At 53.3% G+C, this 24,946-nt stretch carries 22 protein-coding genes; 8 read left to right on the forward strand and 14 right to left on the reverse strand.

Going from position 1 to position 24,946, the window contains the following annotated elements:
- Window positions 1-15: 15 nt before the first annotated feature.
- Window positions 16-417 (reverse strand): VOC family protein, encoded by a 402-nt coding sequence (locus ACURWW_RS10175; protein WP_445617156.1) that lies wholly within the window; start codon window positions 415-417, stop codon window positions 16-18.
- A 1,340-nt stretch (window positions 418-1,757) separates the two neighbouring features.
- Between ACURWW_RS10175 and ACURWW_RS10180 the strand changes: the two genes are divergently transcribed.
- The 5 genes from ACURWW_RS10180 (at window position 1,758) to ACURWW_RS10200 (ending at window position 8,730) form a co-directional block, all read left to right on the forward strand.
- Window positions 1,758-3,563, forward strand: coding sequence for a SpvB/TcaC N-terminal domain-containing protein (locus ACURWW_RS10180; RefSeq protein WP_445617157.1), 1,806 nt, complete (start codon window positions 1,758-1,760; stop codon window positions 3,561-3,563).
- Between the two features lie 185 nt (window positions 3,564-3,748).
- Window positions 3,749-7,492 (forward strand): RHS repeat domain-containing protein, encoded by a 3,744-nt coding sequence (locus ACURWW_RS10185; RefSeq protein ID WP_445617158.1) that lies wholly within the window; start codon window positions 3,749-3,751, stop codon window positions 7,490-7,492.
- Between the two features lie 6 nt (window positions 7,493-7,498).
- Complete coding sequence (locus ACURWW_RS10190; protein ID WP_445617159.1) at window positions 7,499-8,023, forward strand: hypothetical protein; 525 nt, start codon at window positions 7,499-7,501, stop codon at window positions 8,021-8,023.
- 43 nt (window positions 8,024-8,066) lie between these two features.
- On the forward strand, window positions 8,067-8,255 hold the full coding sequence (locus ACURWW_RS10195) for a hypothetical protein (RefSeq protein ID WP_445617160.1): 189 nt from the start codon (window positions 8,067-8,069) through the stop codon (window positions 8,253-8,255).
- A gap of 241 nt (window positions 8,256-8,496) precedes the next feature.
- Window positions 8,497-8,730, forward strand: coding sequence for a hypothetical protein (locus ACURWW_RS10200; protein ID WP_445617162.1), 234 nt, complete (start codon window positions 8,497-8,499; stop codon window positions 8,728-8,730).
- 208 nt (window positions 8,731-8,938) lie between these two features.
- Here ACURWW_RS10200 and ACURWW_RS10205 read toward each other — a convergent pair whose 3' ends face one another.
- Window positions 8,939-9,286 carry a hypothetical protein gene (locus ACURWW_RS10205; protein ID WP_445617163.1) on the reverse strand — a complete coding sequence of 116 codons (348 nt, stop codon included), beginning with the start codon at window positions 9,284-9,286 and terminating at the stop codon, window positions 8,939-8,941.
- A gap of 814 nt (window positions 9,287-10,100) precedes the next feature.
- On the opposite strand from ACURWW_RS10205, the gene ACURWW_RS10210 reads away from it, so the two are divergent.
- Complete coding sequence (locus ACURWW_RS10210; protein WP_445617164.1) at window positions 10,101-11,954, forward strand: hypothetical protein; 1,854 nt, start codon at window positions 10,101-10,103, stop codon at window positions 11,952-11,954.
- A gap of 229 nt (window positions 11,955-12,183) precedes the next feature.
- Here ACURWW_RS10210 and ACURWW_RS10215 read toward each other — a convergent pair whose 3' ends face one another.
- The 5 genes from ACURWW_RS10215 to ACURWW_RS10235 form a co-directional block, all read right to left on the reverse strand.
- Window positions 12,184-13,965, reverse strand: coding sequence for a histidine kinase (locus ACURWW_RS10215; RefSeq protein ID WP_445617165.1), 1,782 nt, complete (start codon window positions 13,963-13,965; stop codon window positions 12,184-12,186).
- A gap of 386 nt (window positions 13,966-14,351) precedes the next feature.
- Window positions 14,352-14,732 carry a Bax inhibitor-1 family protein gene (locus ACURWW_RS10220; RefSeq protein WP_445617166.1) on the reverse strand — a complete coding sequence of 127 codons (381 nt, stop codon included), beginning with the start codon at window positions 14,730-14,732 and terminating at the stop codon, window positions 14,352-14,354.
- Entirely contained in the window at window positions 14,729-15,004 is a 276-nt protein-coding gene (locus ACURWW_RS10225) for a hypothetical protein (protein ID WP_445617167.1), read from the reverse strand. The genes ACURWW_RS10220 and ACURWW_RS10225 overlap by 4 nt, the downstream gene beginning before the upstream one ends.
- A 106-nt stretch (window positions 15,005-15,110) precedes the next feature.
- Window positions 15,111-15,605, reverse strand: a complete 495-nt coding sequence (locus tag ACURWW_RS10230) for a hypothetical protein (protein ID WP_445617168.1) — start codon at window positions 15,603-15,605, stop codon at window positions 15,111-15,113.
- Entirely contained in the window at window positions 15,599-16,468 is an 870-nt protein-coding gene (locus tag ACURWW_RS10235; protein WP_445617169.1) for a lysozyme, read from the reverse strand. The genes ACURWW_RS10230 and ACURWW_RS10235 overlap by 7 nt, the downstream gene beginning before the upstream one ends.
- A gap of 312 nt (window positions 16,469-16,780) precedes the next feature.
- Between ACURWW_RS10235 and ACURWW_RS10240 the strand changes: the two genes are divergently transcribed.
- Together ACURWW_RS10240 and ACURWW_RS10245 are read left to right on the forward strand one after the other, a co-directional pair.
- Window positions 16,781-16,996 (forward strand): helix-turn-helix domain-containing protein, encoded by a 216-nt coding sequence (locus tag ACURWW_RS10240; protein ID WP_445618283.1) that lies wholly within the window; start codon window positions 16,781-16,783, stop codon window positions 16,994-16,996.
- 22 nt (window positions 16,997-17,018) lie between these two features.
- Window positions 17,019-17,180, forward strand: a complete 162-nt coding sequence (locus ACURWW_RS10245; protein WP_458618484.1) for a DUF1737 domain-containing protein — start codon at window positions 17,019-17,021, stop codon at window positions 17,178-17,180.
- A 115-nt stretch (window positions 17,181-17,295) separates the two neighbouring features.
- On the opposite strand, the gene ACURWW_RS10250 is transcribed toward ACURWW_RS10245, so the two are convergent.
- From ACURWW_RS10250 to modB, 7 genes are all read right to left on the reverse strand, one after another.
- Window positions 17,296-18,480 carry a DUF3883 domain-containing protein gene (locus ACURWW_RS10250; protein ID WP_445618282.1) on the reverse strand — a complete coding sequence of 395 codons (1,185 nt, stop codon included), beginning with the start codon at window positions 18,478-18,480 and terminating at the stop codon, window positions 17,296-17,298.
- Window positions 18,435-18,875, reverse strand: a complete 441-nt coding sequence (locus ACURWW_RS10255; protein WP_445618281.1) for an HIT family protein — start codon at window positions 18,873-18,875, stop codon at window positions 18,435-18,437. The genes ACURWW_RS10250 and ACURWW_RS10255 overlap by 46 nt, the downstream gene beginning before the upstream one ends.
- Before the next feature lie 628 nt (window positions 18,876-19,503).
- The gene (locus tag ACURWW_RS10260) at window positions 19,504-20,436 is read right to left on the reverse strand and encodes a hypothetical protein (RefSeq protein WP_445618280.1); all 933 of its coding nucleotides are present in this window, start codon (window positions 20,434-20,436) and stop codon (window positions 19,504-19,506) included.
- Window positions 20,437-20,472: 36 nt separating this feature from the next.
- On the reverse strand, window positions 20,473-20,919 hold the full coding sequence (locus ACURWW_RS10265) for a hypothetical protein (protein ID WP_445618279.1): 447 nt from the start codon (window positions 20,917-20,919) through the stop codon (window positions 20,473-20,475).
- Between the two features lie 176 nt (window positions 20,920-21,095).
- A complete protein-coding gene (locus ACURWW_RS10270; protein ID WP_445618278.1) occupies window positions 21,096-22,919 on the reverse strand; it encodes an anti-phage dCTP deaminase in 1,824 nt (607 codons plus the stop codon).
- 79 nt (window positions 22,920-22,998) lie between these two features.
- The gene (gene modC, locus ACURWW_RS10275; protein WP_445618277.1) at window positions 22,999-24,177 is read right to left on the reverse strand and encodes a molybdenum ABC transporter ATP-binding protein; all 1,179 of its coding nucleotides are present in this window, start codon (window positions 24,175-24,177) and stop codon (window positions 22,999-23,001) included.
- Window positions 24,174-24,881: a molybdate ABC transporter permease subunit gene (modB, locus tag ACURWW_RS10280; protein WP_445618276.1), complete on the reverse strand. Its 708-nt coding sequence runs from the start codon at window positions 24,879-24,881 to the stop codon at window positions 24,174-24,176. The genes modC and modB overlap by 4 nt, the downstream gene beginning before the upstream one ends.
- Window positions 24,882-24,946: the final 65 nt, after the last annotated feature.

Genomic DNA, 24,946 nt, shown 5'->3' on the forward strand with positions numbered 1-24,946 from the left:
ATCTGTGTCATTTCCCTAGACACCACTCCAGATAAACTCGATCCTGATTCCACCGGGCTCGTAGCACATCATGTGCTTCCTTGGGCCGTTTCCGACGAGTTCCGGTGGAAACTCGATCTCAACACCAGGATGGAGTTTGACCCGCTCACACACACGGTTCAGTTGCTGCTCAGACTGAACCTCGAGTGCCAGGTGGTGCAGCCCAATGTTCTTGCGCCGATGAAACTCTTCCACCGGGAGCGCGGAATCAACCTGCCAGAGGGTGAGTCGTACCTTGCCATCGGACACGGCCGTTCGGGGGTAGGACTCATCGTACCCGGATTCCTCCCACCCGAGGGCCTCGATAAAGAAGGACTTGGTCGCTTCCAGGTCCTTTACCGCCAAGCCCAGATGGTTGATTCCTTGTGTTTCGGGCATTTTTGTTCTCCTTGGTGTTGATTCGCAGTCGGCCAGTTGTAGGAAAGTCTACATATTCGGGTTGCCGTAAGAGCAGTTGAACACTGCGTGTCCCGCTTGCCAGCCGATGCCGCCGTCAAATCGAACCCATCGTTCAATCATTGTTCATCAGTCTACGAAAACGTGTGAGTCGATCCCGTTCCAGCTCTTGAGGCAGTGCGACCTGGAGCAGCATTCCTGCCGATTTAACCAGAAAATAGGGAGAAGTCACCCCTTCGGTTTTGCGAATATGATGCCCAGCGATCAGATTGGAAAAAATACAAGCTGTTCAATCGTGACAGCATTGTATGGAGCAATAACAATTCGGACTAGGGATACAAAAATAACAAACGGAGCTCGCCATGCGATTAGCCATCCAGACTCCTTCACTTGTTCTCCTCCTTTTCTCAGAAGCAGCCCTTTCACACAGCTTTACCAGCGTGCCATCCTCAGCGAATGGGGCGTTCAACCTGAGTTGGAATATACATCAAGATCCCAACTTGGTCCGCTGGTACGTTAAATACACTGGGGCTGCCAGGGGGACGTTCCGGACTGGAGTGAGGACGGGCAATCATTCGGGAACTTTCACACCGAGCGCTAATGGGACCTATACCTTTGAATTGTGGCTGGACGCGCGCTGCTGCGGTGGATTCGACATCAGCCACGTAAAGGTTGCCAGTGCGAATGTTTACGTCAACGTTCCAGCTCCAGGGAAACCTGGTTCGATAAGTGCCCCAGCGACTAGCGGGTCGAGCTCGGTGGCTGTTTCGTGGTCTGCCGCATCGGGTCTGGTGAATATATATGAGCTGTACAGGCAGAAAGATAATGGAAACTGGTCTTCTCCAACCAAGACGAGCGGAACATCGGTTACTGTTTCCTCACTCACTACCGGAGCCTGGGATTTCAGGGTGCGAGCCTGTAACTTCGCCGGGTGCAGTGCCTATACAGCTGAAAAACGGGTAAACCTTGCCATCGCACCAAATACCCCTCCCAGCATTGGACTAAGCGACGTTACCGATGGAGGTGACACCGACCGAGAAGGAAAATTCACGGTGAATTGGGGGGCCTCCAGCGCCACGCCTGCGGTTACCGGATATCAGGTGTATCAGTGCAAGGGAGCCTGCAGTACCTCCTCAGACTGGAGCCGAATTTACTCAGCGGCCAGTACAAGCACCCGTTCTATTTCCGTTCCCGCTTCAGGAGCGTTAACAAACGGTACCTATAAATACCGCGTACGGGCCTATGCCAAAGGCGGTACCCACGTACAATATAGCGGTTGGCGAACATCATCCACGGTCACGGTAAATCGCAGGCCAGACGCCGTGGACAATTTCACGCAACCTGCCGACGGCGAGGAACAAAGCGGGAGTTTTGAGGTGGCCTGGTCCGCGGTCTCTGGTACATTTGACCCGGTAACCCGTTATGAGCTTCAGTGCAGTATCGATGGCTCTGCCTTTGACTTTGCTATATGCGGTAGCAGCGATCTTGGCACCAATACTAGAATGCCGGTGCTTATCGAGGAGGGAACAGCTGGAGAATTTCGATTCCGCGCCAGAGCGTGCAACGCGCAGGGCTGTGGCTCCTGGACCCCAACAGAACACCAAAAAGTGGTACAGGTAAACACTCCACTGGTCGAACCGGGCGAGCCAGAGTTTACGGGTTATCCGCTTGAAAGTGATTTCGGTGATTACGATGTCGAGTGGTCCCGACCAAACGGTGTCGTAACCTCGTACGAGCTTCAACAGCAGACAAAGGGAGATGCGGACCCTCAATGCGAAACCGACTGTTGGAGCACTGTGCTCTCAGGTCAGGATACTCAGTACCTTGTACGCGGCAGGGTCGAAGGCAAGTACCGCTACCGAGTTCGCGCTTGTAACGCCGACGCGTGTTCCGGCTGGAAGGTAGGGGATTGGATCGATGTCCACAACCTGGAGGGGATTGCGCCCGCAGTGGGCCTGGCGATCGCCGACGTGCCCGGCACGATGGATTACAATGCAGGCGTAAGCAACCAAGGCGATGCACAGGTTTCCATTCCGGTTAAAGTGGCCCCCGGCTTGAACGGCCTTGTTCCCAACCTTTCGATCGAATACTCAGGTGCGCGCTACAGGGAGAGAAATAATGAGGTGCTGCCCGAAGATATTCTTGGCTACGGATGGCGTTTAGCGGGGCTGGGCGAAATCCGCAGATGCGTCAAGAACCGCCCGAGCGAAGACTTTATCAGGATGGATGATAGCGACTCCCTCTGCCTCAATGGTGAGCCACTCGTTCTTGTTTCTGGAGATAATTGGGCAGCCGGTTCGCTTTATCGCACATTGCGAGAAAGCTTCAACCTTGTAGAGCTCAAGGAGACGGATGGTAAGATTTGGTTCCAGGTTTCCTCTCCGGATGGTCGAGTCAGTCAGTATGGCTACACTCAAGACAGTCGCCTAAGGGTGGAGGACTCCCCATATTTTGGCTGGAGCTTGAACAAGGTCACTGACGCCTTCGGTAATACCATCGAGTATTCTTACCACAGAGATACTGTGCAAGGGATCAACTACCCCCTGAATATCGTCTATGGAAACGGTGGCGACGCAAAGATTGAATTTGCATACGGTACCAGGGACGATGCACCGCCCCAGCCGCTGGATCCGGGAGAGATTGATCAGGAGCAGCTTGTACTTCTTCACCATATCAACGTATCGCTGGATGACAAACCACTGCGGGAATACCGGCTTATCACAGAAGAGGCACCGGCTGACTCTGAGGTCGACCATTATAGACGCCTGCAGCAGGTCCAACTGTGCGGTTATGATCAATTCGGTTATGGCGCCCAGTGTCTGAATCCGTTGAACTTCAGCTGGTTTGAGCCGGGCAGCGCCAACCCGATAGATATCAATACGGGTATAGGCGAAGTTGTCGATGGACTGGGTAAGGCGACCCGTTTCTATCACACAATGATCAGAGAAGGGTCCAGTGACGGGCTTTTCTTCGAGCGCCCGTTTGACGAAGGGATTATTCCTTCCAATGCAAAAGAGCTCGACCGGAAGACGGAGACTACCGCACTGTTGTTGGAGAGGTTCATAGGTCCAACGGTACATCCGACGGCTGGCACAAGACTGCCTACTTCTACCAGGGAGTCGGCCTGATCAGTACAAATAACTGGGGTTTCCTTGGGTTCTATGCGCAGAAGATTCACGACCTGCAATCCGACATCGTCACCTACCGCCAATTCCGCCAGGATTTTCCACACTTTGGCAAAATCGCACGACAGCTACAGTTCCAAAGCAGCTATGAGGCAGCGGCCCAGCAGCTGAGCGAGCGGCAGTCTCGCTTGAAAGAGCTTACGTTCTCGGCCGGCGCTGGGACCACCTACCAGTCCGTTCTGGAGCAACGCACTGAGACCATCATCGAAGGAAACCAGCCGCTTGGCTACCGCCTCCAGACCCGAGACCATGTCAAAGGAAACTACGACACTGTTGGCGAACTTACAGATGGGTTGGTGGATACACAAAAGATTGCACGCTATGCCAGTTTTTCCACGGAGCAGAGCTTCTGGGGTGAAGTTCCAATCGCCAACGTTAGCGGTATCGAGCGCAGCCACCAGAAGATCACCACAATTCTGAATCGTACCGGGGGCAGCTGGTTAGTCGGATTTGTGGAAAGTGAGGAATCAAGGGATTACTCGGGAGATGTTTCCGGTACTCCGGACCGTGTTCGCAGCGCAGTGTCTTCTCCTTATGGTGATACAAACAAACTTGCGAGCTTGACGCGCTTCCCCGGACATCAAGATCTGGAACTCGCAATCGATTATGACTATGACCAAAAGGGCAATGTAATCAGCGAGGCCACCAGCGGTGCCAACATCGAAAGTCGCAGTGTAACGGCGGCTGGCTTTATCGACGGCCGCTACCCGGGCACCATCACTAACGCGCTTGGGCAGTCAATCAGTGTCTCCTACGATGGCCGCTTCGGGTTTGCGACTCGTGTTATTGATGCCAATAACCGCGTGACGGATGCCGAATACGATCCATTTGGCCGCGAAGCCGAGCGTGTCAACGCGGACGGCGTTCAATTTCAAACCGAGTATACTCAATGTCTGGCGGGTAGCTGTCCGGTTTACGGGAGTATGTTGGCTGCTTATAAAGTGACCACGAGATCGGCAATCTCTCCCACTGTGGATCGCTACTACGATCTGTTGGGTCGTCTCATCCAACAAGACACGGCCGCTTTCGACGGGGTACGGGTGTCCAGGCAGGAGTTCAATTACGACCCGCTTGGTCGGCTCTATCTCGAGGTTGCCCCCTTCTACCCCGGCGAGAAAAAGCCTCTCACGAGCTACGAATACGATATCCGTAATCGACTCACCAAGGTCTTGCGTCCGGACGGCAGCGAGGCGCGAACAGACTATATTCCGGTGCCGGCCAGCCACCAGCTACAGGTGGCCGTGACCGAGGATGTGCTCGATAGCAGCGGCGCCATGGTGGATACTCAAGTTCGGCATGAGTTCTACAATCTTGGTGGCGATTTGGTCAAAGCCGTTGATGCTGCAGGCAGCATCAACGAGGTGGCGACAATCTATGCCTATGACGGCAGCGGGTTGTTACAGTCTGTCGTCATCAATAGTGATGAGTCCACTCGATCCAGTTTTACGTATGACGATGCCGGCAACCGGATCAGTATGACAGGGCCCAACGTAGGCACCGTGACCAACAGCTATAACGCGCTGGGACAGGTGATAGGTCAGATGGACAATATGGGCCAGTCGACCAGTTACGGCTACGACAAACTGGGCCGCCTGCTGCAGCAGATCGATGAAGCGGGTGTGGCGCAGTGGACCTATGATCCGGCTAATGGCCTCGGCAGTCTCGCAAGTCGAAGTTATACGGAGAGCGGGATTACCGGCTTTGCGGAAAGCTACGGCTATACCGATACTGGGAAACTGAATCGCGTTGATACCGCAATCGATGTTGGAGCTGGTGCTCGCAACTACAGCCACAGCTATGGCTACGACGGCCATGGACGCTTGAACAAGGTGGTCTACCCCGCAGCTAACGAGGTCCATTACCAATACACGGGGCAGGGCTATCTGCTGCAGATCACCGACGGCGTCAACCCGTTGAAGACGTTCAACGATATGAATGCCTTCGGCCACGCTGTGGAAGAAGTCTATGGGAACGGTGTGATTACCACCCGTCAGTATGATCCGAACACCGGGCGACTGGAATCCATCAATACCGGGAATGGCAGCGTTCAGGATAATCATTACCGTTGGCGCAGCGATGGAATTCTGGAAAGCCGGCTGGCCCAAGCGGGAGGGGTTCAGAAAGAGGAGCGCTTTACCTACGATAGCCTGAGGCGCCTCGTGGAGGCCGAAACCCTGGTGGACGGCAGCAGTGGCCAGACCTTGAGCACACTCTATGACACCCTGGGCAACATCCTGAGCAAAACCAGCAGCCAGCCCGGAGGCACCGAGGTTACAGGCTACCAGTACGGCCAAAACGGCAATGCGGGCCCCCACGCAATAAGCCAGGTGACGATCGACGGCATTGCCAACACCCTTTACTATGACGCAAATGGTGCTGTCACCCGCTATGACGCCGCTACTGGAGATGACAAGTGGATCAGCTGGAGCCCTCGACAATTGCCGGAAGAGATTGTCCTCGGTGATGCCCAGGGTACGGCCACCCCGACCGCGCGGGATCGCTTCCGCTACGGCCCGAACGGGCAACGCTACTACCGGGAAAGTAGTTGGTGGGACGAGCAAGCACAGCAACTCGTAACAGAAAAGGCCTTTATTATTGGCAAATATGAAGACGTGTTGCCCGCCAACGACCCGGATTACCAGAGGATACACAAGACTCGAATTGACGAGAACATTCTCCAGGTCACTACGACGGATCACTTGGGGATTAGCAACACGGTCCTTGAGTACGTGCATCGTGACCACTTGGGTTCTGTCGAGAAGGTCACAGATGAAACGGGAGCTGTAATACTCGCTACCGCTTTCGATCCTCACGGAAACCGGAGAAACGCTCATTGGACTGGCGAGCTCAGCGAAAGCGAACTTGAGGAGCTTCTGGAGGGTCAGGGCCTGACGACCAGGCGCGGATTTACCGGTCACGAACATTTGGATAGAACCGGGCTGATTCACATGAACGGGCGAATCTTTGACCCGACTTTGGGTAGATTCATCAGTGCGGATCCTATAGTTCAAGCGCCAACCTACAGCCAGAGCTATAATCGGTATGCATACGTCTTCAATTCACCGCTATCATTTGCTGACCCCAGCGGGTTTGCGGCCGGTAGGACCTACGAATTCAACCCCGACTCTCCCCGCGAGCCCCGACCGCCTTGCCTCCAGCTCAGCGATTGTTTTACCTACTATGACTTGGGTGGCGAATCTTACGCAGATGCAGCATGGTGTGGGGGATACTGCGCGCCTGGGCCCATCGTTATTTGGTGGGATGTATCAGATTTCTTCGACCTCTTGTCCGGCATAGATTGGGAAGGCGCTTTAAGCGCCGGCGAAGGTCCGCGGCCAGGGTCCGGTGGTGCGGGAGGACATGGATATGGTAGTGTCGTTTCGCGGTCTTTTTATGGCACCAATGGGGGAATAAAGTCCCAAGTAAGAGAGATTCTAGGTATACAACCGGGATCTTTCCCGCTCGACGAATGGCTTTCAGATTTCGCAGACAGTCTCGTTAAGGACCGACCTAGAGCGGCGAACTATTTGAACCCCCTAAGCGAATGCGGTAATACCAACTGCCTCCTCCATGCTGCAAATATAGACCCAGGTTCACCAGGTACAGCGGCCTACAACGCCCACCTGGATGCGTCCCTTTCGTCAGTTGCCGCTACATCTATTAACCTAGTCGGCATCGGCGTTCTGAGATCTGCGCCTAGCGTTTGGTCGAATATGACTCCGGCTAACAAATTGATATTTATGAATATCACTAGAAGAATTATGAATATGGGAGTCGAAGAGACGTTGGGGGTCGATCTTCCGAGCGGCCCAGGACCCCACGTAGTTCCGAGGCAGATCAATCCGCCATACACCATATCAGCACCAAGGTAGCACGCTGTGCGAATTGAAGTAGAGAAGAAGTGGCTATATCGATCTGCCGCGTTTGTATTGTGTTGCGCGGCGGTCTTTTGGGGTTACCAAAAAACCGGGAGCCTATTCCTTGCTTTCTCAGCGGGAGCTGCGGTCTGTTTTTCCTATGGGTTTCTTGTGCTGTTGTATTCAACATTGAGGGGGCAAGCTCTAAAGCGGTTTCTTGCGAAAAGTGGAAAATCTATTCCGGTTGGTGATGTAGATTTGGATAGCAACCCTCCGCTTCAGGATTTTGTTTACTTTAATGACAATTCGTATGCTTCAGCGATTACCGTAAGCCGCGAGGGGATTTACATCTATAGTTTCGGACTCTTCTCTTGTTTGCTTCCATGGGAAAGCATCGCAAACCTATATGTGCTTGATCGCGGTTCAAAAAGTTGTGCCCAGGTTTTATTAAATTGTCCTGAGAGCGATTCGCGAAAGCTTATAATTGGCTGGGAAAAGAAGTTCGATCAGTATGTGCCTTCATCGACGGCGATTAACAAAAGATGACGCACATCGCACTATTAATCAAGAGCAGGTCTGCTGAGCACCAATGGAACGAAGAAAGGGGACAGAATTATTTTTCAACTCAGCGCTACCCCTAGGTAAACAAGAAGCACAAATTGGCAACAGCAGAAAAAAGGGGACAGAATTATTTTTCAACTCAGCGCTACCCGTAGGTCAGCAAGAAGCACAAAATGGCGACAAAATCTTTTCTCCTCAGAACGCACGGAGCCAGTGAAAACAAAGGAAAAACTACAAGGAGTGATTGGAAAAAAGGGGACAGAATTATTTTTCAACTCGGCGCTACCCGTAGGTCAGCAAGAAGCACAAAATGGCGACAAAATCTTTTCTCCTCAGAACGCATGGAGCCAGTGAAAACAAAGGAAAAACTACAAGGGGTGATGATGCCAACGCGTGAAGAAAGGGGACAGAATTATTTTTCAACTCAGCGCTACCCGTAGGTCAGCAAGAAGCACAAAATGGCGACAAAATCTTTTCTCCTCAGAACGCATGGAGCCAGTGAAAACAAAGGAAAAACTACAAGGAGTGATGATGCCAACGCGGGCACACGAGTCATTTTACCTGGGTTGCCGCAGGCGGTGTTTGTGCAAGACAAGGATTATTGCTACTACCTGGAAAACCTCGCGGAATGGAAGAAGGAACAGGGGCTTGAGGTTTACAGCTATTGCCTGATGACCAATCACGTTACTTGATAGTTGGTGCGAACGACGAGATTGGCAGCATTGGAAGACTGATGGAGCGCTTGGCCGGCCGGCAGAGTCGCTGGGTGAACAAGCTGGACTCCCGCGGTGGGTCATTGTGGGAAAGCCGGTACAAGATAAGTCCGATTGATAGCAAGAAATAAGTCGGACAGACAGGCTAGGCAAAGCAATATCTCAGCGCCCGGGTGCGGGTTGGCGATCAGGTGGTGTTATTGCTGAGGTATCTCAATTCGGCACCCGGAGCGGCCTTGTCCCATTTCAAGGGAGGGTACTCCTTCACCAAACTGGTATCGGTCAGCCCGGCCAGGGCGCGGGCTTGCTGCGCCTTGGCATCAGGTGAGAGCTCCAGTTCTATACTGTTGATGATCTTCTCCATCAAGTCGTACATGGGAGCAACGCTGGCCCGTTTGTCCAGCTCCGAGCGGGGAAGACCGAGCAGGCGGCTTGGCATGAAGTGGAACGTAGCCATGATGTCGTCGGCAATGGGGAAGAATACCCAATGCGCTATGGTCCGATGGGCCGAGAAGTCGCGGGGGACAGATTCCATTCGGGCCGCATTGACAGGAAGGGAAATGGTTGGCTATAAGAGCTGCTTGCAGGTTCTCAAGCCAGGCGTTCGTCGATAGCCGAGGTTGCGATAGGCCATCTTCAGGCGATGCCAACCGCCGACCTTGGATTTGAATCGGAACTCCGGACCAGTCGACGAGCTGTAGATAGTCATCGAGACGAAAGGGTGGGCCTTTCGGCATCGGTTCGCGGGGATTTCCCACGAAGGGCATTAAAGAGTTGGGTTGTTGCGATGAATGCCGCCAGGCCGCGATACGCTTTTGAATGGAGGTGTGCTCGGACGTTTCCGGGCTGATGGCCATCTTGGCGCGTATGGGATTGAGGTCCACATAGGCCACGCAAGCGGCCAGGGGCCTACTACGTACGTTTTGCCAGCTGCGCATCGAAGTACAATGCGTGTCCCCGACGTTTCGGTAATGCGTAGCTGCCGTTGTCACTTCATAGCCAGTAATGGCCCGGAAGCCCTACAATTTTGATCAGACAAAAGCGTTAACTTTGTCGCAAAGAAGTCTCCGATTGCACCTTGCCGTTGATATTCGAGTCATTTAATCCTATTCTCGCGCCAGAGCTCCATTGCGCCTCGCTGCTGTTGCAAAGTCCTATGCGGTGATGCTGTGACGCTGATCAAGAGCCCGCCGTACCAATCTTCGTTTATCTTACCGAACGCTATCCGCCGTAGCCTGCCATTGCTTTCGCAGAATTCTGGTGAGGGGTAATTCACCAATGTGAAACACGACAAGGGCGTAGCATGTTAGAACAGCCAGTTGGCTGACACAGGGAAAAGGAAAAATTCAATGAAAAGGCTCGTACAACCCACCATCCAATTAACTTTTTCTTTAGCGGCTCTGATAACCGCATCCTTGCTCGGTGCCTGCAGCAGCGGCGGGAGCAGTGTGGTCAACGACGCGATGGCGAACTCACAGCCGCAAACGGAGACCGGCACATTCCTGCCTGGCCCCATAGAAGGCCTGCAGTACGAATCAACCAGCCATACCGGTGTGACAAACGCTCGTGGCGAGTTTCAATTCGTACCCGGTGAAACCGTCACCTTTTCAGTTGGTGGCATAGTACTGGGGGCCGCGCCGGGTGCGAAGCAGATCACTCCATTCGACTTCTTCGGTATGTCACCTCCCGATACCGAACTGGCGATTCGCAATTACCTTGAAAGCGAAGCGGTTACGGACTTTGACCGCGCTTCCAACATCACGTTCTTTCTCCTTCTGCTGGACAAGGACGGCGACCCCGCCAATGGCCTGGACGTCGGTGAGTGGAACCAGACGCTGGCCCGAGCTTCTCTGAGCTTTGACGAGCACGTCTTCTTATTCTACGAAACCGATGAATTCTCTGATCTCAGAGCAGCAACGGGCCCCTGGTACGAGATCAACGCTTCCGCGGCCCTCCCTTCCTTGTATGAGCAGCTTTCCATCACTGTACCGGCTCACGCGCTGTCGGAGTTGGTCACCGACTTCGGTGAGGATGGCAGTGTCGAGAGGCGTGACGTCTATGATTATGACGCGCTTGGTTTCAAGCTCGCTTTCAGCATCGACGTGGGAGACACCGGCAACTTCGACACGGTCCTCGAATACAGCTATGACCCCAGGGGACGATTAGTAAGCCAGGAGCGTCACGAGGACACCGACGCGGATGGCGCTACAGATGATCTCTACACGTCGACTACGAGTTACGATGATTTTGGGCGTGTTGTTGAAACCCGAAGTGAAACCGACGAACACGCGGACGGTGTACCCGAGTCCACGGTTATCACCACCAACCAATGGAGCGAGCAGGGGCACCGGATCTACAGGGAATCACGAAGCAGTACAGACTGGGTAAAATCTCGCTGGAGTTACGATGAAAATGGTCGTGTAACCCAGCTTTCCCAGCATTTCGGCGCCGTGGGTACTGAAACGCCCGCCAGCGTAAGAGAAGAGACCTACACCTACGACCCTGATACCGGACTCTTGCTCGCCCGCGAGGATAAAACCGACAGCGACAATGACGGATCCTTCGAGGGCACCCAGGCCTATATCTACCGATATGACACGGAAGGCCGGGAAGTAGAAAACGTGTTCACGGACTCGCACGACACGTGGACATCGAGCAAAATAACCACCACCACGCGCAGCTACGATGATGCAGGTAATATCGTGGAGCAGAGAGTCTCAATCGATAATAACGACGATGGAAATCCAGACTCCACGAGGGTGCACACATACACCTATAATTACAGTCAATCATCCAGCGGACGGCTAGTAAGTTATCGATACAGTGATGACAGCGATGGCGACGATGTGATTGATGAACAGGAGCTGCGAGAAATCACCTATGACGATAAAGGTCGTGCCGAAAAGGTAATCTCCCACCTTGATAATGATTCCGATTCAGATTTCGATGTTGTAAGAACAGACACGTTCGAATTTGATGATAACGGAAGGGTGGTGGAACAGCTGCGGGAAGAGTTGGCTGAAGGTGTTCTGTCGGGTCGATCCATGGTAGAGCGCAACTACGACCAGCACGGCAACCTTTTGATGGAGAGAGGTCGTGAAGACACAGATCTGGATGGAATCTGGGATTTGAGCAACATTAAGAAGTACAGCTACGAGCTCTTGGATGATGGACTGTTCCATTTGCTCAGTAGCTGGCACTAAGGGGATATTGCCGGCTAGCCACCGCTCCAGATAAACTCGATCCTGTTTCCACCGGGCTCACAGCACACATGTGTTTTCGCGGGCCATTTCCGACGAGTTCCGGTGGAAATTCGATTTCAGCACCAGGATGGATTTTAACTGGATAAGAGGTAGGTGGGTGACTGCAGAGCTTTCCCTTGGACCATGTCCATCGCTGTGCAGGCAGCCCACCCCGGGAAGGCGCTAGTCATCAGTAAAGATAAACCGCTCCACTCTTTTCTGCACCGTTGTCCTCCTGATCTCCACCAATCCCTGTCGCCGCGCTGTCTTCACCTTTGGCCCCAACTGCCAGCGTTGTAGCATCGGCCGATAAAGCCAAAGCGCCGCCGAAGTAATCCCAACCTCCTGTGTTCGATGCTTTCACATAGCTGAACTGTTGCCATACGCCATCGCTTCTTACAAAGCCGTATACTGCTCCGCTGTTCATATTCGACTGGTCGTCGTACTCATCACCATTTAAACCTGTGGTGGCGCCATCTTCGTCGGGAGCGCCGATCACCAGTGTACTCCCATCGTCGGACAGCGCCACGGCGGACCCGAAGTGATCGTTGTTCTGGGAATTGGAGGCCTTCAGGTAGGCCTGCTGCTGCCAACCGTCCGCGTTTCGGACGAAGACATAGGCCGCACCACTGTAAACGGCGGAATTGTAGGTTTGATCTCCGTCGACGCCGGTGGCGCTGCTGTCTTCCAGAGTGGCCCCGACCACCATGGTCTGTCCATCGCCGGACAGGGCGAGGCTTGAACCAAACTGGTCGCCGGCTTCGGAGTTGGAGGCCTTCAAATAGTTTTTGAAGGCCCAGCCGCTTTCTGCGTCGAACTCGAACACGTAAGCTGCACCACTGTCCTCAGCGCTGTTGTCAGCGAGTTTTTCCGTGTCGTCTACACCCCGGGCGTCGCTGTCTTCGCCTCGGGCCGTAACTCCCAATACGAGTCCGTCGACCGATAGGGCGAGTGACGATCCGAAGTGATCCTCTGCATCGGGGTTGGGTGCTTTGAGCAAAGCCTGTTCTGTCCAGCTTCCATCTACCCGATCAAAGATGTAAACCGCACCGCTGTTGCTAACGCTGTTGTCACTGTTGTCGTTTCCATCGCTGTCCTCTCGTGGGGAGCTTGCAGCCAGTCGGTTGCCGTCCGAGGAGAGGGCAAGGGCTGTGCCGAAGTAATCCCCAACATCGGCATTTGAGGTTTTCAGCAAGGCCTCCTCCCGCCAGCCCGATTCATCCAGAACGAACACGTAAACGCTTCCGCTTTCACGGACCGCCGTATGATCCCGCTCCGCGCCTACAGCGAGTGTGCGTCCATCCGCAGAGAGGGCCAGCGAATAGCCGAACCGGTAGGTATTGGCGGGTACCGAGGCTTTCAGGTACGCATGCTGCTGCCAAACCCCGGCTTCGCGACGAAAAACATAGACCGCGCCGTTACCCATCGCGCTGTGGTCATGCTGATCGCCGTTGACCCCTGCGCCGGCACCGTCCTCCCCGTAAGCGCCGACCGCGAGAGTTGAGCCATCAGCCGACAGTGCTACAGCATGGCCGAAATCGTCCGCTACATCAGTGAATCCGTCGCCGATCATGTGGGTGTTGGATGCTTTTATGTAGCCCGCCGCCTCGGCAAGGCTGCCATCCACCATCACCGGCGCTGAATCGGTGCAATCAACGTCATTGCACGCCTGCAGTATGTAGCTGGCGCTCACCCGCGAGGGCAGGAATACCTCGTGGCGATACTCCGCGGTTCCTTCCTCAAGGATCGCCACCTCGACAAAGCCCGATTGACCATCCGGATTCTCCAGGAGGCGGTACTGCGTGGCACCATCCACAGCATCCCAACTGAATAGAAAGGATTTGATCGGCTGTGGAGTGAGGCTGACACTCGGGGCTTCGGGCGGCGCGGGAGGATCGTCGTGATCTGATGGATCATCTGAATCCGATGAATCGCCCGAATCGTCCGAACCGGGCGGCTGTGAAGTGGCCACAGGTGGACTACTGCTACTGCCCCCGCCTCCGCAGGCGGTCAGGAAGAGCGAGGTGAGAAATATCAAAACCAGTTTGGAGCCTATCCCCGAGAATCGCATAAGAAGCCCTCTTGCGTGAGTTGATGCTGGCACAGTTTTCCACCAGCTTCACGGCCGGGCCAGGGCTGATACGAACAGGGTAGTGGACTTATGCGAACATCAGGAAACATACAGAACGGGGGCAGGGTAGTAGCACGTGGAAGGCTGGGTAGAAGCGGGAATACAGGTGGGATAGGTCGTGGCGGTATTACCGGCGAACAAACCCGGGTTGCCGCCTCGCCTAGGGCATAAACCTCTGTTCGCTCAACGAGAGCCGTTCAACATTGGCGGGTTACTTTCGCGTCCCTTTATTTGCGGCCCATTATCCTGAGAATATGGAGGAACAGATTGATAATATCCATGTACAGGGCCGCAGCACTGTCCACTGCATTGTCCAGTGTCCTGGGAATCTGATTGGCCCGCCCCCAGTCGAAACCGATGTAGCCACAGAAAATCAACACCAATATCCAGTCGACCACCTCGGGATAAAAACCGAGGATGAATAAATGGACAAGTTGCACAACTATGGCAAGAAGCAACGCGACCGCTAGCGCCACGGATATTCTCGCGAAAAAGTCAGGGAACATGCTCCCCAGGAACATCATACCGACGGTGACCAGCCCCGTGACTCGTACTGCTTCCAGTACGAGATTGGCATCGTATTGACTTACTACCAGATTTATAATCACGGAAGCACTACAAAATTGTAGCCGACGAAGCTAACGAGTGGATTGTCAGATCCGTTGAAGAGGTAAACACCAAAGAAGCACGAAGCGAAGTACCCGACAAAGAACATCCACCAGGGGATGATCTCCGTTATCATTTGCGGGTCGATTTTGGCAACCATCAACCAGTTCACGGCGAACCCCCAACAGAGCGTCAAGCCCATGATGACATTGTAGGCGGCCGCATTGATGGTTCGATCATTACTGGTACTTCTTTCAAAAACGTCTACTTCCATGTTAGTTCCTTGGCGTTGCGGGGTCGCGGGCGGCTGCGGGAGAAGCGCCTCAGTGAGCATTGAGCGGGGGGAGGAGTTGAATGCTAGGCCTTCGCATGTTCGGCTTCTATCCTTCAGGTTCCAATTGGTAAACCCAACCATCGAACAGCTCCCATAAACCGCCTTCTATGATCTCAAAGTAGTATGACGGCTCGCCTTCCTTGTCCCCCTCAGCATATACCTGCAAAACATCGACTGACTCGCGCTGCTGGCCTAGGCCATAGAATGTGCTCAACTTTCGATTTGGTACCTCTCCTTCCGGAGTGTTTGGATAGCATTTAACTTCATATCGAGGGTTCTCAATTGATGCGAAGTCGCTGATCATCTTCTCAGCAGAAACCAAGACCATTCTTCCGATTCGCTGTTGCGCCTGCTCCGCACTCGTAAGACCACCGCGATACTGCTCGACGCTCTCTACCTTATAGGCGCCGAAATACTGCTCCACGGGCACGCCCGTACAAGCCTGCGATTCAGGGGTACAACCACCGAACAAAATTAGCAAAAGAAGCCAGGTTAGACGGACAGGTGGCTGGGTTTTGAAGCGGCTGACGTGATTCACCATCGCTGGTATACCCCCTTGGTATAAATTCTCCACTCGGCAGCTCTTCGGTTAACCAATCCCCGATTCACCGCACCTTGCGACTTTCGCCATGCCTTCCAGGCTTGTTCAATACTGGCATAAGGCGTGGTCGCGTGTGGGTCATTAATCAGTGCTACGACCGACGATTCTGAAAAAGCCGAGATTCCGATGTTGAACGCCAATATAACCAGCGCGTCGAACTGATGGGTGTTCAGCGGTGTACTAACGTGTTTACTAACCGCATCAACAAAGGGGGACAGATCGCCACGAAACAGGGTTTCAGCCTGCGCTGCGGTAACACCGTTCTTGAATAATGTCCATTCCGACTTCGGAATAAGGTGCCCGTAGCCCACCGTGGCGCCATTTACCCAAGCGTCGATTGATTCACCAGACTGATCGTCATAAGGCTTTAGCCTTAACACCTCGATGCTCTTCAAGAACGCTTCGCCTTTTGAGCTCAAGGTGGTTGCTATTGGTGGCGCAACGTCGACCGAGGCGTGGGTCTTCAAGGTTTTCCTAGCTGCATCTAAGGTGCCGCCAGACTGAAACTCCACTCCCGTTAACACATACAGGCCTTTGCTATGACCATCCAGTACAAAAGTTACCCCATCGAAAGCGAGCACATGCCGCCTGGTCCCGCCGGTCAACAGTTGACACCGGCTACCGTACCGTGAAAGGCGACCGGCGCTGACGGCTTCTAGTTCCTTGGTAACTTGTCGAGCCCAATGGCTACCTCGAGAGCCGGCTTTGACCAGCTCTTGATGAATGGGATAGACGTCCGGCGCGCAACGAAGAGGCTTTCCGGATGAGCCGCCGGCAATCACGGGAAACTGGGAGATTGACATGGTATTCAATCCTTTGCGTTCGACAGGGATCTAAACTTCCAAACACGGGATTATGGCGACATTGCGACCATCATCCATCGGAACAAAGTATTACTCGGGCCACGGCGACTCTTGAGGCTGTGGCCTTAAACGAGCAGCTTTCCTGGAACTCGACGTAATCGTCATAGAAGACCAGGAGCCGGTCAGCACCACCGTGCCCCGCAGTATTAGCAATCCCCACGTTAATTCCCTCCTTGAAGCAGGTTGTTCCGATAGCGGAGCAATTCTTGCAGATCTTCCTGCCAGAATCAAGCTCCGCTAGCGGAGCAACGAATGAACGTAGTAGGTCCGAATATCAGACGAATCCGAGAAGCTCAGGGTATTACCCAGGAGGAGTTGGCGGCGCGTTGCAATCTGCTTGCATGGGATGTAAGCCGGGGAACGCTTGCGAAGATCGAATCCCAAGTCCGGCGCGTTACTGATGAAGAGGCGGTTCTGCTGGCAAGGGCTTTGAAAGTAGGAATTCAAGAGGTATATCTCGATCACTAAATCAGCCGCATCTTGGGCGCTGATGAAGAAAGCTGAATACAAGGTTGTAACCTCAACAACCGGCTTTTCCGATCTGGAAAAGTCGGTTACGAAGTTCTTGAGCGAAGGATGTGGGATCGCCTTCAGTCAAGGCTACCCCTATCAGGCGATCGCCCGCGTTGTACAAATCAAATTTTCCCCCTGAAACAATGTGATTCATAGGCACGTAGAGATGTGCTTGGCTCTGCGTGGGAAAGAGGAAAAATAAATCCGTCCCGTCCCCTTGATTATTCTATTTGTCCCGCTCAAAGCGCTTGATTTTAGAACCGCGCCTTATAGATTTGAGGCAAAAGCTGCACGTGGCTCTCAATCGCTCCCGGCAAGATGAATACTCTGGGTCCCCTGCAAAATTCGTAAACCCGGTAAAGGAGAAACGCCTGCGAATGGTCATTGGAGAAAGCCCGCTCATTTTCACTGATAAAGAACGGCTGGTATTTTCCCGAGTTGGTTGCTTTAACTTCTAGAAAACGTTCCTCTTCACGCAGCGCATCGAAAGACCGAATATCATAGCCTAGCCCGTCACCACGTTCTCTACTCGACCATTCGACCTCCTCGGCCAGATCTGAACGCCCCTCAGCATCAAGCCTTTTCTTCTCCAGGTTAAAGACCAGTTCCTCGGCACTTTGACCAAGCTGGTGATTCCGGCGCTCACGTTCTGAAAAATCGATACGGCTCGCCAGGTAGCCAGGCTTGCTTTCCGTAACCTGCGGAATGTGCTCCGGCGGTTCTGGATCAAACACCGCACTCCATGTTAGCTGACTGGTGCCAGATAGCGGAGCCCATCTGTCTGCAGCGAGACCCATATCATCGAGGTTGCTTTGGCGACCCGCAAGATAGGAGACAACTACGTGTTTGAGCTGTTGCTGATAGTTGAACGCCGGCTTGTATCCGGGAATGTAGGGCAGCCCTAGCTCCAGAAGAACCGCGCTCACATTCTGATGTTTAAACTCGATGGACCCTTCTGAACGATTACTCAACTGTAATTTCAGGGCCCTTCGATGCTCCGTTTTGCTGTAGGAGAAGCCCGCGAGTTGCTTCTCCAGCATCGTGACGTAGTCGCCAACCAGCAACTCACATTCAAGCCAGTCCCAACCACCGCGTTCGGGTTGAATTATCTTCCGAATAGACGGTTCGTCAAGGTTGTTTAGCTGATAGCTCTCACGCCGCCCAGGTCGACTCTTGTGGTGCCAGAAACCGTCACTCCGCAGATGAAAGAATGGGAGGTGGGGGTTGTTTCTGTCTGAAGAAGAGGCCAGCCGCTCGAAGCATTTGGTGAAATGGCGTTTCAGATTGTCATCGAAGTAAAATTGGTTAACAGGGACATCGCGCGACTCAATGAGCTCTATTATGGCCAGCAACAAAGCTACCTTATGGGGGCTCTTGTTCCCTTTGGCCACGTTCATGCGTAGCGCAGAGAAGCGCTTCTCATAGTCGAGCAGGCCCATCGGCTGCCCCAATAATCGGCTTTTTCAGGAAAGATCCACCGCACCCCGCCTCGCGGATCCTTTTGATCACCGGTATACCTGGGAATAAGGTGACAATGCATATGCATCACCGTCTGACCGGCCGCCTTACCGCAGTTAATACCGATATTGTAGCCATCCGGCTGGTAGCGCTGCTCTAGCCATCGTTTCCCCTGCTCCACTAGGTCCATGATTGCGTGTTGTTCGGCGCTTGTAAGGTCGAATAGGTCGGCGGCATGACGATTCGGAACGATCAACAAGTGGCCTAGAGAGATAGGAAAACTATCCATGCGAAGATGAGCCAAAGTATTAAAGGGCAGAGAACGTTGCACTACATGCTCTGTAGTTGAGCAAAATGGGCAGTTCTGTTCCATCATGAATTCCTGGAAATCGTCAGCGAAATTTGAATGTCTTCTGCTCGGCCCTTCTTTTGCTGTTCCTGGCGTTCGGCCGCAGCGCGTTGTTGTGGGGTGGCTCGTTGGTCGCTGCGACGAGGACGCTCCTGCGTTTCCAAACGCAGTTTTTTGGTCCCCCGTTCAGCGCCAAGGCGGTTGACTTGACTATAATGACCGCTCTGTTCTCCGCTTGTTGCGGGCGTCTATTTGCGGTTCCTGTATGTCTCGGCATTCTTGGCGATCTTTTGTTTCGCTTTCGCGACCATGTCCGCGTAAACCTTATCGGTGAGCTCGGCTATATCTTGGTATTCTCCGAATGAGACCTCTCGACACACGTGCTTTCTGTATTCTTTCTCTGCGTGGCTGGCGGCTCGATCTCGGTCCATGTCGCATTCTTCCAATGCGAACCTGACAAGCCGTACCCTTATACTCCGCAGCTGAGACATATCGTATCTGTCCTCCTCGTTATCATTATGCAGAGCGCTGATCCTTTGAGATCCTGCGTTTCTGCAGCCAACAATGCGATTCGTAATTGCGTAGGATAAGCCCGGCTCTGCGCCGAGGTAGAAAAACAGATCTATCCTTTACGTCGCCCAACATTGCATTGCGGTTAAAGACTTATCCTAAGCTCAAATGATGCAAAATCATTGGGCGAACCATCATCGATTACGTCAGCGGCTAGGATGACAGAGCTGTTCGTATTCTCCAGGTATGTCACGCTGGTATTGCCTGTTTCTTCGCCTTCGATCTCCGATCCGCTGGGGAAGAAATGTAAGTTGACCTCAATCTCCCGGTTCGGGTCAACGGGTGTGAAAGTACTGGCGAGAAGCTCTTCGTCCGTTCCGTTATTGTCCACCGTGGTAACGAAAACGGCCGACTCCCCCTCGAAATGAATTGAATACGGGATAATCTCAAGTCGTCCCGAACGCTGCGCGAAACATTCAACATTGAGGTTTCTCTCGCTGGAGGTGTAACCGTCGAGAGTAAAGTCAAGGTCTAGCCAGCCGATTCTAGCAGCATCATCGATCTTTACCGCGGTTACTGTACTTCGCTGGACGATGGTTTCAGCGCTTGATAAATGTTCTCCCTGCATAAGTACGTTGTTCACAATGCTCAGGCTGACATCGGCTCGTGCATACTGGTCGTGAATGATCAGTTCGCTGTCTCCTGCTGAAAGCGGGAAATTCCTGAGCGTTTGATCTCTGTTGCAGATGCTTGCGTTTAGATGGCCAGCATTGTTCTCTCCAATGACCATTGTCATCCTTTGCTGTTGCTGAACATCATAGGTGTCCGTCGTAGTCCAGTAGTCCGAAATTATAAGCCACAAACCCGTCATGCTCAGATCGCTCGCGTCGCACGAACTGTAGTTCTCGACATCGTAGAGGGAAGTCGGATCGCCTGACGTGCGAAACTGGGGTTCGCACTCATCGACGGTCTCGGGTTCGGGAGCTGGCGCGGGAGAGTCGTCCGAGGATGATTCATTCCAGCAGGCCGACAGAGCGACGATGGAAGAAGTTATCAACGTGACGTACAGTAATTTCATAGCGACCCATTTGTTCTGGGGAAATAAATCATTTAGTTAGTTGAATGGTCGTCCCGCCGCTCGGCAGGCGACATCGCGCTGAGCCTGATCGTAACTGCTGCGAGATTTACGATACTCAGCAATCCAGAAATCGCAGGTACTATTCAACTGAGCCTTCCTTGCCGCAGCTGCGCGCTGACGCTGAAGACGTTCTGCCCTGTCTTTCTCTTGCTGTTCCCGGCGTTCGGCCGCAGCGCGTTGTTGTTGTGCAGTTCGTTCGCGGCTACGCTTAATGCGCTCCTGGGTTTCCAAACTCAGCTTCTCAGTTTCCCGTTCGAGCGCCAATGCTGCCGATCTGACCATAATGTAGTTGCTGGCCAGATTTCCCGCTGTGACGCCAACAAAAATGGCAAAGGTCAGTCCAAGACCTTTCAGTAAATTCCGGAACACTGCGATTTCCTGCTTTGCAAAGGCGCTATCCTCATCATCATGTCTGGGCTGCATGGCATTGTCCTAACGCGGGCCTGTGGACTAAGGACGAATGGGCTCGCCCCTCTTCGTCGTGTGACAAGTGGTTTACAGAAGCTGCCAAATATCTCCTTCGCGGTCGGCCTTGCCGAGTACAAGAAAGTGAAAGAAAAATATAAAAATAGATCTGTCCCCTTTTTGTTACACGTTTTTCAATTGGTCTCGCGTGATCCATGTTTAAGCCGTTCTATCTCTTCGCGGAGTCTTATATTCTCAGTCTCAAGATTTTTCAATTTTATTTCCTTTTGATTTGCCTTCTCCTTCAGACCAAGAAGCGTTTCAAGTTCGTCCTTGTAAGGCATGATAGGCCTATATAGCTTGTGGTAAGCTTCTCCAACTGCGCCTCTGAAAAGCGTTAGCTTGGGTGAATGTTTGCCAATAGAAAGAGTATGTTCATTCGCAATTCCAGGGTAAGGATCGATGTATATGACTTCTGTTATTCCTAGCTGATATGCCTTTTTTGAGCAAAGTTCACATGGGCTTGCCGTTGTAAACAGAATTCCACCGTTTACTTTCTGCCCTCCATACTTCGTGATCTGGAGAAACGCATTCTCTTCCGCATGGAGAGACCGTGTGTGAACTTGGTTCTTGTCGTTATCAACCTCGTTTTTCAAATCTTTGAAGCAAAACGATAGGTTTCTTCCGTTCAAAAGCTTGGAGCATTTGTATGGCTCGTATTTGTCGAGTAAAGCCTCTCTAAACTTCTCATCGTTTTTCTCGTATGTACTATAAGCTTCCTCATCGGACCCATTGATTAAGTCTTCTGCACTTCTAAGGAGGCATGGGACTTGTCCTTGTGGAGAATTGTTCCATCCTATTGCTTTAACGGAATAGTTTTGGTCAGTGACGATAGCTCCAACCTGTCGAGATATGCATCCGGAATTTAGTTTTGCGCTTGCCGCTATTTGCATGCATCTTTCAATTGCGGTAGGCATTATTAACCCTGGATGAAGTATCAGTGTGACATACCAGGCGAGTTGGCATCTCAGTTCGCTATGACCGAATTGGTCGGTCCGTGGATTGTTGATGTGAATGTCAGAAAGTTCGATACACTTTTGAACGTTTTGAGAAACGAATTTCGCGTGGCCAGTTAGTTTTTTGGGGTACTCTTTATTATCGAGCTCCGAAATTTGAGACTCGCTAAATTTGTGACTTTTGCGAAGATGAGAAAGCCTGTTGTCATTGCTAGTGTTGATAGACACTAAGTAGAAATCAGCGTACCTTTCTTTGAAATAGATGGCTTCATACGGATTCCTAATAGCATCAATTAGGATATAGCAAGGTTCATTGTTTTTGCGGGACACGTATCGAGCCGATTTTATGACCTTGTTTATGGTTATCGCCAAGTCAAACGTTCGATTCGAATTGAAAGTTCTCGACGCTGGCTTGCCTGAGCTTCTGATGTTGTCGCCAACGGCTTGGTAGAATCGGGTATACGCGTTTTGCGATAGTTTCTTCAGTTGATCTCTGAGTTCATTAGAGAACTGGGGCAGCCAGTTGAAATAGATCTCAAAAGCGGCCTCTTTTTTGAGATCTATTTCTTCCGGTGAACGCTCTGGAAGATTCAGGTATTCGTTGATTCGGTCATGGGCCTCGTTGTAAGTGGGCCGAAACGGCTCTAGTTCTTTTGTTATCGCTGATCGTTCGATTCCAAGTATGTTTGATAAATTGACCAGAAAGCTTTTGTAGTTCAGCGTCAGTATGTATCTGGTTATGACTGCCCTTACCTGAAGCCAACGGAAAGGGTGCCAGTTCGACTCGATATAGGATTTTATGATTCGGTACTTCCTTCTCTCATTGCCTTCGTAATGTGATTGGCTTACGTCTGGAAGGTGGAGATTTGTAGATGACAGTATGTCCGCGGCGGTCGAGCAACCAGAGCCGGTTCGGCCAGACAGTCCGATTACTACAAAATTTCCGGCTTCCCTAAAGACTTGTTCTAGCGCGTGCGAAACAGAAGTTTTCTGAATCTCCATGTGAAAGTTACCCTATGTTCTGAAAAGTATTTCCAAGAGACACCTCAAACGTTCAGCGCATGAGATCGTTCGTTCCCTACTAGCACGGTTGACGTCTGCGGTACTCACCTCCTAACCCAACCAGCGCCACCGACTTAACCTGCGCCCAAACCCCTTTCCCAATCTCCAACCCCAAATGCTCCACCGACTTCCTCGTCACTCTCGCAAGCAACGGTGAGCCCTGAACATCCAGTCGCACCAGCGTAGCGCCGTCATCGCCGTCGGCAATTTGCGTCACGGTGGCGGGTAAAACATTCAAGATACTGCTGTCGGCGTGGTGCTGCAAGGCCAGGCTGACGTCGTTGGCGAGGATACGCAGGCGCAGGTGCTGGTTTACCTGCAAATTGCTATCACGCAGCCAGAGTTCGCCGCCCTGGAATGTTGCGCGGGCCAGGTGCCAGTGGGGGTCGATATCTTTAACAGTCGCTTCCCATACCACGCCGGTGTCGGCGCCGAGGGGAATGGGGAAGTCGATGCGGGCGAGGGTTTCGCTCAAGGGGCCGGAGGCAAGGACTTTGCCGTGGTCCATGGCCACAAGGTGGTCCGCCAGGCGGGCCACTTCGTCCGGGGAGTGGCTCACGTAAAGGATGGGGATGGTCAGTTCCCGGTGCAGGGCTTCCAGATAGGGGAGGATTTCCTGCTTGCGGGCCAGGTCCAGGGCCGCGAGGGGTTCGTCCATCAACAGCAGTTTGGGGTCGATCAGCAGTGCGCGGGCAATGGCGACCCGCTGGCGTTCGCCGCCGGAGAGTTGGTGGGGCCGGCGGTCCAGCAGGTGGCTGATTCCAAGCAGGGCCGTGGTGTGCTCCAGACGATCCGCGCTTTCGTTCTTGTTGCCAAAACGATTGTTGCCAGAGCGTTTGATGGCGTATTGCAGGTTGCCCATGGCGCTGAGATGGGGAAACAGGCTCGCCTCCTGAAACACGTATCCCAGGGGCCGCTTGTGCGTGGGCAAAAAGTTGCTGCCGTCCTGCCATGTTTGCCCGTTAACGATGAGGCGCCCCTGTTGCGCCCGCTCCAAGCCGGCGATGCAGCGCAGCAGGGTGGTTTTGCCGGAACCGGAGGGGCCGAAGAGGGCGGTTATGCCCTGGCCGGGAATGGTGAGGTCCACGTCCAGGGTGAAGCCGGGCGTGTTCGCTCCTGCATAGTTGAGGAGAAAGCGCAGTTCGATTTCTCTTTTGTGGTTATTGGTTTGCAATTCTGCGTGATCTGGCGTGTTCATGACGGGTTCACCCCGTAATTGAGGTTTGCGCCCGCGCGGTTGTCGCGGTTGAAGCTGTACAGGGCCACCAGCACCACAAAGGAGAACACCAGCAGCACGGCGGAGAGGCCGTGGGCGGATGTGTAATCCAGAGCTTCAACATGATCGTAGATGGCCACGGAGGCCACGCGGGTCTGTTCCGGGATGTTGCCGCCGATCATCAGCACCACGCCGAACTCACCAACCGTGTGCGCAAAGCCGAGGATGGTGGCGGTAAGGAAGCCGGGGCGGGCGAGGGGGAGTACCACGGTGAAGAAGCGGTCCCACGGGCCGGCGCGCAGGGTGGCGGCCACTTCCAGGGGGCGGTTGCCGATGGCTTCCATGGCGTTCTGGATGGGCTGCACCACAAAGGGCATGGAGTAGATGACCGAGCCGATGACCAGCCCCCAGAAGGTAAAAGGCAGCAGCCCGATGCCGAGGTTTTGGGTGAGTTGCCCGACGGGGCCGTCCGGCCCCATGGCGATGAGCAGATAAAAACCGAGAACTGTGGGCGGCAATACCAGCGGCATGGCGACGATGGCGCTGACCGGACCCTTCCACCAACTCTGGCTGCGGGACAAGGCCCAGGCGACCGGTGTGCCGATCAAAAGCAGCAGGACGGTGGTGACTGCGGCGAGTTTGAGGGTGAGCCAGATGGCGCTGAGGTCTGCTGCGGAAAGTCCCATTGAATGCTCGTGTTGTTCTTGCGGGCAGCGGGGCGGGCCCGGTGTATGGCTCGCTATAGTGGCGC

The sequence above is a fragment of the Gilvimarinus sp. F26214L genome, from assembly GCF_054401055.1.